Annotated in this window: 7 protein-coding genes and 1 tRNA gene; 1 reads left to right on the plus strand and 7 read right to left on the minus strand. The window is 57.8% G+C overall.

All coding sequences use genetic code 11. The annotated features are described in order from the left end of the window. Positions 1-64: 64 nt before the first annotated feature. The 6 genes from ABLU50_RS13680 to miaB form a co-directional block, all read right to left on the minus strand. Positions 65-976: an amino acid ABC transporter substrate-binding protein gene (locus ABLU50_RS13680; RefSeq protein WP_023288842.1), complete on the minus strand. Its 912-nt coding sequence runs from the start codon at positions 974-976 to the stop codon at positions 65-67. Positions 977-1,330: 354 nt separating this feature from the next. Next, a complete protein-coding gene (gene lnt / locus ABLU50_RS13685; RefSeq protein ID WP_087832747.1) occupies positions 1,331-2,869 on the minus strand; it encodes an apolipoprotein N-acyltransferase in 1,539 nt (512 codons plus the stop codon). A 126-nt stretch (positions 2,870-2,995) separates the two neighbouring features. Then, entirely contained in the window at positions 2,996-3,874 is an 879-nt protein-coding gene (gene corC / locus ABLU50_RS13690; RefSeq protein WP_004197606.1) for a CNNM family magnesium/cobalt transport protein CorC, read from the minus strand. Between the two features lie 146 nt (positions 3,875-4,020). Next, positions 4,021-4,494 (minus strand): rRNA maturation RNase YbeY, encoded by a 474-nt coding sequence (gene ybeY, locus ABLU50_RS13695; RefSeq protein WP_002894722.1) that lies wholly within the window; start codon positions 4,492-4,494, stop codon positions 4,021-4,023. After that, positions 4,491-5,537 (minus strand): PhoH family protein, encoded by a 1,047-nt coding sequence (locus ABLU50_RS13700; protein ID WP_004176871.1) that lies wholly within the window; start codon positions 5,535-5,537, stop codon positions 4,491-4,493. Before ABLU50_RS13700 ends, ybeY begins: the two co-directional genes overlap by 4 nt. 153 nt (positions 5,538-5,690) lie before the next feature. Continuing rightward, a complete protein-coding gene (gene miaB, locus ABLU50_RS13705) occupies positions 5,691-7,115 on the minus strand; it encodes a tRNA (N6-isopentenyl adenosine(37)-C2)-methylthiotransferase MiaB (protein ID WP_004885906.1) in 1,425 nt (474 codons plus the stop codon). Positions 7,116-7,294: 179 nt separating this feature from the next. Here miaB and ubiF point away from each other — a divergent pair, with 179 nt between their 5' ends. Next, a complete protein-coding gene (gene ubiF / locus ABLU50_RS13710) occupies positions 7,295-8,470 on the plus strand; it encodes a 3-demethoxyubiquinol 3-hydroxylase (RefSeq protein WP_087832748.1) in 1,176 nt (391 codons plus the stop codon). Between the two features lie 119 nt (positions 8,471-8,589). Here ubiF and ABLU50_RS13715 read toward each other — a convergent pair. Next, a tRNA-Gln gene (locus ABLU50_RS13715) sits at positions 8,590-8,664 on the minus strand. Positions 8,665-8,795: the final 131 nt, after the last annotated feature.

Here is an 8,795-nt window from a genome sequence, read left to right on the forward strand (position 1 = left end):
TATAGTCTGTCCGTGCTGTGACAATCATCGGGAGGGCAGGATATCCCGCCCCTGGTTGTTATAATTAGTTCAGTGCTTTGTCATTAGGTGATTTGAACAGCGCTTTCATGTCGTCCGACAGCTCGAAGTTCAGGTTAAGATTTTTTGGCGGAATCGGGTTTTTGAACCATTTGTCGAACCACTTCGCCGCTTCGCCAGAGGTCTGGGCCTGGGCAACGGTTTCATCGACCAGCGCCTTGAAGGCCGGATCGTCCTTACGCAGCATGCAGCCATAGGCTTCTTTCGACTGCGCGGTGCCGACGATTTCCCAGTTATCCGGTTTCTTCGCCTTGGCACGTTCGCCAGCCAGCAGGGCATCATCCATCATAAAGGCCACCGCGCGTCCGCTCTCCAGGGTGCGGAAAGAGTCGCCATGATCTTTGGCGCTGATAATGCGCATATTCATTTTTTTCTCATCGTTCAGCTTATGCAGCAGGATCTCTGAGGTGGTTCCGGAGGTGACGACGACCGCTTTATCCTTCAGGTCCGGGAAATCTTTGATCGGGCCGCCTTTCTTCACCAGCAGACGAGTGCCGACGACGAAGATAGTATCGGAGAAGGCCGCCTGTTTCTGGCGCTCGAGGTTGTTGGTGGTTGAGCCGCACTCGAAATCAAAGGTGCCATTCTGCAGCAGCGGAATACGATTCTGCGAGGTGACCGGGATCAGTTTGACCTGCAGATCGGGTTTGTTCAGTTTTTTCTTGATGGCATCGACGATGGCGTTGGAGTAGTCCTGAGAGTAACCCACAACCTTCTGTTGGTTATCGTAGTAAGAGAAAGGGACGGAAGATTCGCGATGGCCGACAACGATAACGCCATTTTTCGCGATCTTATCCAGAGTGCTCTGGCCAGCCGCCGGGGCAGCATCTTCCGCCTGCGCCAGACCAGCGGTCATTCCCATTACCAGCATTGCCGTGGCCAGTTTACGTAATTGCATATCCAACTCCTTATCCGCAGCGTCACCGACGCTATTGATACCCATTGTGATTGTGTGTGTTGTTATTAGGGGCACGCATCCACGTGCCGCATTTGTATGTGTTTGTTAGCATTTAGTTTGGCTTAATGTAAATATTTTGCTGCTTTATTGTTTATTTTTGCGAAGCGCTCCGCACCAATGGGAGGCAAATATCTTCCATTGCACCAAAATAGCGCGACCACCGATCGTTTATGGTGCAACCCGGTTGCACTGGGCCGGAGGACGGCGCTACCCGATTAAATAAAGCAATGACTGTGCCAGGGTGGCAAATGACGGGAAGAAAAAAGCCGGCGACGGGCGTCGCCGGTAGAGAACTTATCGGCGACGCTGACGCAGGCTCATCAGCAGCGCACCGAAGCCGAGCAGCGCCGTCAGCGCCCACAGCGGCCAGTTGCCAGTGCGAGCGTAAGGGGTCATGCCGCTGGTGGGCGTCACGGTGGTGGTCAACACCTCACGGGTAAACTGCGGGATCATCTTCTGGATCTCGCCGCGCGGGCCGATCACGGCGGTAATGCCGTTGTTGGTACTGCGCAGCAGGGGGCGGGCCAGCTCCAGGGCGCGCATCCGCGCCATCTGGAAGTGTTGCCACGGGCCGATGGACTTGCCGAACCAGGCGTCGTTAGAGATGGTCAGCAGGAAGTCGGTATCCGGACGGAAGTTATCCCGCACCAGTTCCCCGAGGATGATCTCGTAGCAGATGGCTGCGGTCAGCTTCAGGTTATGCGCCATCAGCTGCGGCTGCACGTAGGGACCGCGGCTGAAGGAGGACATCGGCAGGTCGAAGAATGGCGCCAGCGGACGCAGAATCGACTCCAGCGGTACAAACTCGCCGAACGGCACCAGATGGTTCTTGTTGTAGCGGTTGGTCGAGTCGTAGCGGTACGGGTTATCTTTGCCGAGGGTAATGATGGTGTTGTAGGTGTCGTAGCGATTCTGCTTATTAAGACGCGCGTCGACGATGCCGGTGATCAGCGAGCTGTCTTTTGCGCGCAGCAGATCGTCCATCATGCTGAGGAACTGCTGCTGGTTGATCTCCAGATCCGGGATCGCCGATTCAGGCCAGATAATCAGCTGCGAGTGGCCGATATGCGGCTGGGTCAGCGCCAGGTAGGTTTTCAGGGTATTAACCAGCTGTTTCTCGTCCCACTTCATGGCCTGCGGGATATCGCCTTGCACCAGCGAGACCTGCGTCGCGCGCTCCGGCAGCAGCTGATACCACTGGATATAGCGCAGCGGGAACGGCAGGGCGAACAGCACCGCTGCGATCACCAGCGCCTTCCCGTTGCGCTGCACGAGGGCCAGAGCCAGCAGGCCGCTAACCATCATCAGCAGGAAGTTGATCGCCTCAACCCCCATCACCGGCGCCAGGCCTTTCAGCGGGCCGTCGATCTGGCTATAGCCGAACTGCAGCCACGGAAAGCCGGTCAGCACCCAACCGCGCAGGAACTCGGTGATCTGCCAGACGACGGGGGCGGCGATCGCCACCCGTAGCCAGCTGGTTTTGGGCCACAGCCGGGCGAGCAGGCCGGCAAACAGGCCGGTGTAGAGCGACAGATAGGCCGCCAGCAAAACGACGAGGAAGACGTTAACCGGACCCGGCATACCGCCAAACTGCGCGATACTGACATAAACCCAGTTGATTCCCGTGCCGAACAGGCCAAGTCCCCATAAATAGCCGATGCCGGCGCTTTGCAGTGGGCGGCGGTTGAGGGTTAACGCCTGTAGACCGACCAGTGAAATAATCGCTGCGGGCCAGAAGTCGTAAGGTGAAAAAGCCAGCGTTCCGCTGGCTCCGAATAGCAGCGCCAGCAGCAGACGTACGCGCTGGCGTTCAAGAAGAGAGGCAAATACCATTTAGGCTAATCGTCCCGTAAATTAACGCCTGTTGCCACAGGCTATGCTGTTTGCCAGCCGGGGAGGGGACAACCGAGTATCGCTACGGTCTGTCTCCCGGCTGGCCGTGACCTTCAGCGCCGCCGCTTACTCTTCCAGCTTCGGCTGGGGAGCATCATCCGGCAGCTTAACATGCACCTGAATGATACGACGACTATCTGCCATTGCTACCTTGAATTGGTAACCATCAATGTCGATAGATTCGCCGCGAGCCGGCAGGTGGCCAAAGGCCTGCATTACCAGCCCGCCAATGGTATCCACTTCTTCATCGCTGAAGTGTGTATCGAAGGCGTCGTTGAAGTCTTCGATGGAGGCCAGGGCGCGTACCGTCCAGGTATGGCGGCTCAGCTGGCGGAAATCGATATCTTCTTCTTCGTCGTACTCGTCTTCAATTTCCCCGACGATGAGCTCAAGGATATCCTCGATGGTCACCAGACCGGAGACGCCGCCGAATTCGTCAATAACGATCGCCATATGGTAGCGCTGTGAGCGAAACTCTTTCAGCATGCGGTCGACCCGCTTGCTTTCCGGAACGACAACCGCCGGCCGTAACACTTTTTCCATGCTGAAGGCTTCGGCGTCGCTGCGCATAAACGGCAGCAGATCCTTGGCCATCAGAATCCCTTCGATGTGATCTTTATCTTCACTGATGACCGGGAAGCGCGAGTGAGCGGATTCGATGATGACATCGAGGCACTCGTCCAGCGTCTGATTGCGTTTCAGGGTAATCATTTGTGAACGGGGGATCATAATGTCGCGGACCCGCTGGTCGGCGATATCCATTACCCCTTCGAGCATGTCACGAGTATCTTCATCGATAAGGTCGTTCTGCCCGGAATCACGGATCAGCGCCAGCAGTTCATCGCGGTTTTTCGGTTCCCCGTGAAAGAGCTGGCTGAGTAACAGGGAGAAAAATCCCTTTTTGCTGTTTACTGTGTCACTACTGTGTGAATTGTCGTCGCTCATGGCGTCGTTTGGGTTCTCATGTTGATTTAATGTCGCTCGTCGCGCGTAAACTCAGCGCCGGACGGCATGGGTTGCCTGACGTTCAGGCGGGTAAAATGCATGAACAGCAGCCGGATGAGGCGCAAGCGCCACGATCCGGCAGGGAGCTATTCAGCAATCTTCTCGGAAATGTACGGGTCCTCATAGCCCAGAGCAAGCATTATCTCTGTTTCGAGGCCTTCCATCTCTTCCGCTTCGTCATCTTCGATGTGATCGTAGCCCAGCAGATGCAGGCTGCCGTGCACCACCATATGCGCCCAGTGCGCCTCCAGCGGTTTCCCTTGCTCGCTGGCTTCCTGCTCCACCACCTGACGGCAAATGATCAGATCGCCGAGCAGCGGCATTTCAATCCCCGGCGGCGCTTCAAACGGGAAAGAGAGGACGTTGGTCGGCTTATCCTTGCCGCGATAGGTCAGGTTCAGCTCATGGCTTTCTGCAACGTCGACCAGACGAATCGTTAACTCTGACTCCTCCTGAAACGGCGGAATGACGGCGTCGACCCAGCGTTGAAAAAGGGCTTCGTCCGGCAGGCCGCTGGTCTCTTCGCAGGCCAGTTGTAAATCGAGGATCACCTGACTCATTTTTGCTCCTGTTCCTGGGCTTCGCGTTTGCGCTCGGCGGCCAGTTCTGCTTTACGTTTCTGGTCTGCGGCTTCCCATGCCTCATAGGCGTTCACGATGCGGGCGACCACCGGATGGCGGACCACATCTTCGCTATGGAAGAAGTTAAAGCTGATCTCATCGACTTCCGCCAGCACTTCGATGGCGTGGCGCAGACCGGATTTGGTGCTGCGCGGCAGGTCAATCTGCGTGATATCGCCGGTGATCACCGCCTTGGAGTTAAAGCCGATGCGGGTCAGGAACATTTTCATCTGCTCGATGGTGGTGTTCTGGCTTTCATCAAGAATGATAAAGGCGTCATTCAGCGTCCGTCCGCGCATATAGGCCAGCGGGGCCACTTCGATGACGTTACGCTCAATCAGCTTTTCCACCTTCTCAAAGCCGAGCATCTCGAACAGCGCATCGTACAGCGGGCGCAGATACGGGTCGACCTTCTGGCTCAGATCGCCGGGCAGGAAGCCGAGCTTTTCGCCCGCCTCGACGGCCGGACGGGTCAGCAGAATGCGGCGGATCTCCTGGCGCTCCAGCGCATCGACCGCCGCCGCCACCGCCAGATAGGTTTTCCCGGTACCCGCCGGACCCACGCCGAAGGTGATGTCGTGATCGAGGATATTGGCGATGTACTGCGCCTGGTTCGGCGTACGCGGTTTGATCACCCCGCGCTTGGTCTTGATATTGACGGCTTTTCCGTACTCCGGCACGCTCTCGGCGCTTTGCTCAAGCACGCGCGCCTCTTTGATCGCCAGATGGATCTGCTCTGGTTCAATATCCTGAATCTGACCGCGCATCGGCGCCGTGTCGACATACAGGCTGCGCAGAATATCGGCGGCGGCGTGTACGCAAAGGGCGCGTCCGGTCAGCTTAAAGTGATTGTCACGGCGGTTAATCTCAATGCCTAACCGACGCTCCAGCTGTTTGATGTTGTCGTCAAACGGGCCGCACAGGGCTAACAGGCGTGCGTTATCCGCTGGCTCCAGGGTAATTTCACGAGTGTCTATGTTCAAACTGTTCCTCTTTACGCAGGTGGCCGGACGCGGCGCGTGGCCGGCTAATCAGGAAATTATTTACGTCACAGGAAAATGGTGCAAGCATTGCTGTAGATATAGGGACGGAGAGAGGAATTACAAGGCCTGCCGGAACCGACAGGCCTGAAGGGATCACGGCTGATAGATACCCACGCCAAGATCGTTCTCTTTACGGGTGCGGGCAATCACTGATTCGGGTGATTCAGCGATACGCAGACCCATCTCCGCTTCGGTGCGCACGATTTTGCCGCGCAGCGAGTTGGTGTAAACATCGACGATTTCGACATCGACAAACTTGCCGACGAGGTCCGGGGTGCCTTCGAAATTGACCACCCGGTTGTTCTCCGTACGCCCGGAGAGCTCCATGATGTTCTTGCGCGACGTGCCTTCCACCAGGATACGCTGTACCGTACCGAGCATGCGACGGCTCCAGGCCATCGCCTGCTGGTTGATGCGCTCCTGCAGAATATACAGACGCTGTTTCTTGTCGGCATCCGGCACGTCGTCGACCATATCGGCCGCCGGGGTGCCCGGACGGGCGGAGAAGATAAAGCTGTAGCTCATATCGAAATTGACGTCGGCGATAAGCTTCATCGTCTTTTCGAAATCTTCCGTGGTTTCGCCGGGGAAGCCGACGATAAAGTCGGAGCTTATCTGAATATCCGGACGCGCTTCACGCAGCTTACGAATAATCGCTTTATACTCCAGCGCGGTATGGGTCCGTCCCATCAGGTTCAGCACGCGGTCGGAACCGCTCTGCACCGGCAAGTGCAGGAAGCTCACCAGCTCCGGCGTATCGCGATAGACGTCGATGATGTCGTCGGTAAATTCGATCGGGTGGCTGGTGGTGAAGCGAATGCGGTCGATGCCGTCGATAGCGGCCACCAGGCGTAGCAGATCGGCAAAGCTGCCGGTGGTGCCGTCGTAGTTCTCACCGCGCCAGGCGTTCACGTTCTGGCCCAGCAGGTTGACTTCACGCACACCCTGCGCCGCCAGTTGGGCGATTTCAAACAGGATATCGTCGCACGGGCGGCTGACTTCTTCACCGCGGGTGTAGGGCACCACACAGTAGGTGCAGTATTTGTTGCAGCCTTCCATAATCGAGACGAAGGCGGTCGGGCCTTCGGCGCGCGGTTCTGGCAGGCGATCGAATTTTTCAATTTCCGGGAAGCTGATATCAACCACCGGGCTGCGGTTGCCGCGCACAGAGTTAATCATCTCCGGCAGGCGGTGCAGGGTTTGCGGCCCGAAAATAATATCGACATAGTGCGCGCGCTGACGAATATGGTCGCCTTCCTGGGAGGCCACGCAGCCGCCAACGCCAATAATCAGGTCCGGGTTCTTCTCTTTCAGCAGCTTCCAGCGTCCAAGCTGATGGAAAACTTTTTCCTGGGCCTTCTCACGAATTGAGCAGGTATTGAGCAACAGCACATCTGCTTCTTCCGCCACTTCGGTCAGTTGATACCCATGTGTCGCATCCAGCAGATCGGCCATCTTTGATGAATCATACTCGTTCATCTGACAGCCCCAGGTTTTAATATGGAGTTTTTTTGTCATTGACTTGCTCATGCTCAGTAATAGATATCCAAAACGCGGGGATATATACAGGGTGAATTTCGCATTCCAGGGCGCGTATTGTAATGCTTTGGTCGCCCCCTGACCAGTGCGAGCGTTATCACCGCAAGAGGGCGAAAAATCCGGTAAACTTAACGGATTCTGCTTTAAGGATAATAGCCATGACAATTCACGCAACAGATGTCGCCATCGTGGGCGGCGGCATGGTCGGCGGCGCCCTGGCGTTGGGGCTGGCGCAACAGGGATTTACCGTGACGGTGCTTGAGAAAACGGCGCCTCCGGCTTTCGATCCGGCATCCGCCCCGGATGTGCGGATCTCGGCAATCAGCGCGGCCTCGGTCGGCCTGCTGAAAAGCCTTGACGTCTGGGATGCCGTGCGGGCGATGCGCGTCCACGCTTACCGTCGTCTGGAGACCTGGGAGTGGGAGAGCGCGCACGTCGCCTTTGACGCCGCAGAGCTCAAGCTGCCAGAGCTGGGCTATATGGTTGAGAACAAGGTCCTGCAGTGGGGCCTGTGGCAAGCGCTGGCGGCGCACGAAGGGGTTACCCTCCGCGTTGGCGGCGAACTGGAGGCGATGCAGCGCGGCGAGGCGCAGACGGCGCTGCGTTTACGCGAGGGGGAGACGATCCACGCCCGGCTGGTTATCGGCGCCGACGGCGCCAGCTCTCAGGTGCGGGAGATGGCCGGCATCGGCGTGCATGCCTGGCAATATCAGCAATCCTGTATGCTCATCAGCGTCCAATGCGCCGACGATCCCGGCGACAGCACCTGGCAGCAGTTTACCCCCAGCGGACCGCGCGCCTTCCTGCCGCTGTTCGACAACTGGGCCTCGCTGGTGTGGTATGACGCCCCGGCGCGGATCCGTCAGCTACAGGGCATGTCCATGCCCCAGCTTCAGCAGGAGATCGCCCGCCATTTCCCGGCGCGTCTCGGACGGGTGACGCCGCAGGCGGCCGGCGCCTTCCCGCTCACCCGGCGTCATGCGCTGCAGTACGTTCAGCCCGGTCTGGCGCTGGTGGGCGATGCGGCGCACACCATTCATCCACTGGCGGGGCAGGGGGTTAACCTTGGCTATCGCGATGTCGACGCCCTGCTGGAGATCCTGGCGCAAGCGCGCGGCCGAGGCGAAAAGTGGGCCAGCCTGCCGGTGCTCAAGCGCTACCAGGCGCGGCGGCGGGCGGATAATTTTATTATGCAGTCGGGGATGGATCTGTTTTACGCCGGATTCAGCAATGACCTGGCGCCGGTGCGGATGCTGCGTAATATTGGCCTGATGGCGGCCGAACGCGCCGGGGTGCTGAAGCGTCAGGCGCTGAAGTATGCGTTAGGCTTGTAACTCCGGCTTCCCGGGCAGGGGCGTAGTGGAAAGCGCCTGCCCGGCAGTCAGTGACGCGCCAGGATGGCTATACGCCAATAGCAAAAAAGCCCACCGAGGTGGGCTTTTTTGCATTTAAGTGGCTGGGGTACGAGGATTCGAACCTCGGAATGCCGGAATCAGAATCCGGTGCCTTACCGCTTGGCGATACCCCAATTGTCTGTTGCACCTGACCGTCACTATCCCGGTTTAAGAGCAACAGTGCGTTCATTGCTGAACGACTTTTTAATTTGGCTGGGGTACGAGGATTCGAACCTCGGAATGCCGGAATCAGAATCCGGTGCCT

It is taken from the genome of Klebsiella sp. GG_Kp173, assembly GCF_040062415.1.
Lineage (GTDB): Bacteria > Pseudomonadota > Gammaproteobacteria > Enterobacterales > Enterobacteriaceae > Klebsiella > Klebsiella quasipneumoniae.